The following is a 2,257-nucleotide window of genomic DNA, read 5'->3' as shown; positions in this document are numbered from 1 at the left end:
TTAAGAGATGGACATCAATCTCTAATGGCAACAAGGTTAACAACAGAAGAAATGATACCTATCCTTGAAACTATGGATAAGGTTGGATATCATTCTATGGAAGTATGGGGTGGAGCAACATTTGATGCTTGTATACGTTTCTTAAATGAAGATCCATGGGAAAGATTAAGACTTATAAGAAAGCATGTTAAAAACACTAAACTACAAATGCTTTTAAGAGGTCAAAATTTACTTGGATACAGAAACTATGCTGATGATACTGTTGAAAAGTTTATAGAATTATCTATAAAAAATGGAATTGATATAATAAGAGTATTTGACGCATTAAATGACGTAAGAAACTTAGAAGCATCTATGAAGGCAATAAAAAAATATGGTGGACACTGCCAATGTGTAATGTCATACACTACAAGTCCAGTTCACACTACAGAGTATTATGTTGAATTAGCTAAGACTATGGAAAAGGTAGGAGCAGATTCAATATGTATAAAAGATATGGCTGGTGTTTTAACTCCATATAATGCATATGATTTAGTTAAAAAAGTTAAAGAAGCTACAACATTACCTATACAATTACATACTCACTGTACAGGTGGTATAGCTGAGATGTTATATATGAAGGCCGTTGAAGCTGGTGTAGATATAATAGATACTGCAATATCTCCATTCTCAGGGGGAACAAGTCAACCTCCAACTGAATCAATGGTAATAGCTTTATCAGAGATGGATAGAAATCCAGGATTAAATATGGAAGCACTTTTAGAAGTAGCTGAATACTTTAAGCCAATAAGAGATAAATATATGGCTAATGGTACTTTAGATGCAAAGGTTTTATTAACAGATCCTCAAACTTTAAAATACCAAGTTCCAGGAGGAATGCTATCAAACTTATTATCTCAACTAAAACAACAAAATGCTTCAGAGAAATACGAAGAGGTTTTAAAGGAAGTACCAAGAGTAAGAAAAGATTTAGGATATCCACCACTAGTTACTCCGCTTAGCCAAATGGTTGGGACTCAAGCATTATTTAATGTTTTAACTGGTGAAAGATATAAATTAATACCTAAAGAAATAAAGGATTATGTAAGAGGGCTATACGGTCAAGCACCAGCTAAAATAGATGAAGAAGTTAAAAAGAAAATAATTGGTGATGAAGAAGCTATAACTGTAAGACCTGCAGACTTAATAGCTCCAGAATTTGAAGCGATGAAGGCTGAAGCTGGGGAGTTAGCTAAAAATGATGAAGACGTATTAGCATATGCATTATTCCCACAAGTAGCACCAAAGTTCTTACAATCTAAGTACAATCCTAAGGTTGAAGAAGAAGTAGTAGAAGAAAATAAAATACAATATATAACAGTAACTATGTAGAGAATAGGTGATTAAGATGAATAGTACAACGGCAATAATGGATGCAATATCTATTACAATATCAAGTATGACTATAGTATTCTTAACATTAATACTTATTGCATTAGTATTAGGTTCATTTAAATACATATTTAAAGAAAAACCTAAGGCAGAAGTTAAGAAGGATACTGCAGTTAATAATGTAGCTAACGATGATATAGATGAAGAAGAAAGATTAGTAGTAGCATTAGCTGCTTCTGCAATGGCGGGAAATGGGAAAATTAATCCGAATCTTCATATAAAGAGTATAAAAAGAATTAAGTAATTAAAATAAGTAGCTCTTAAAAGCTAAAATTAAAATTATTTATGACGAATTAACATTATTAAAAAATAAAACTTACAAATTATATTATCAATACGGAATTATTAATAAATAAAAATACAATAACATAAAAGATTAATTTAGATGTTTCAATTTGAAGGGAGATTTATCATGAGTGCAAAAACATACCACATAACATTAAACGGAAAAGTATATGAAGTTGAAATAGAAGAAGTACAAGCGGGAACTAAGCCAGTTCAAACTGCAGCACCAGCACCAAAGGCGGCACCAGCAGGAGCAGGGGAAGAAGTAACAGCTCCAATGCCAGGAAGTATGTTTAACATATTAGTTAAAGAAGGACAAAATGTTAAAAAAGGTGATGTAGTAGCAATACTTGAAGCAATGAAAATGGAAAATGAAATAGTAGCACCAGTTGATGGTACAGTTTCAGCTATAACTGTTGAAAAGGGACAAAACGTTAACTTAGGTGATTTAATATTAAAAATAGCATAATTTACACAAGCGAAAGGAGAAAAACAACATGGGTCAAATGTTAATTGATTTCATTGCAGAATCGGGATTTGC

General features: G+C 31.9%; 3 protein-coding genes. All 3 read left to right on the top strand.

Annotated features, from left to right (window positions below):
- The coding region (locus tag ACI48P_RS15945) for an oxaloacetate decarboxylase subunit alpha (RefSeq protein ID WP_475217525.1) at positions 1–1,371 on the top strand (1,371 nt) is incomplete at its 5' end.
- A gap of 16 nt (positions 1,372–1,387) precedes the next feature.
- Positions 1,388–1,675, top strand: a complete 288-nt coding sequence (locus ACI48P_RS15940; protein WP_475217523.1) for an OadG family protein — start codon at positions 1,388–1,390, stop codon at positions 1,673–1,675.
- A 168-nt stretch (positions 1,676–1,843) separates the two neighbouring features.
- Positions 1,844–2,185 (top strand): biotin/lipoyl-containing protein, encoded by a 342-nt coding sequence (locus ACI48P_RS15935; RefSeq protein WP_475217521.1) that lies wholly within the window; start codon positions 1,844–1,846, stop codon positions 2,183–2,185.
- Positions 2,186–2,257 lie beyond the last annotated feature (72 nt).

It is taken from the genome of Romboutsia sp. LXY-2 (assembly GCF_056171995.1).
The sequence above is the reverse complement of the archived record's forward strand: the minus strand, read 5'-3'. Positions and strand labels throughout refer to the sequence as shown.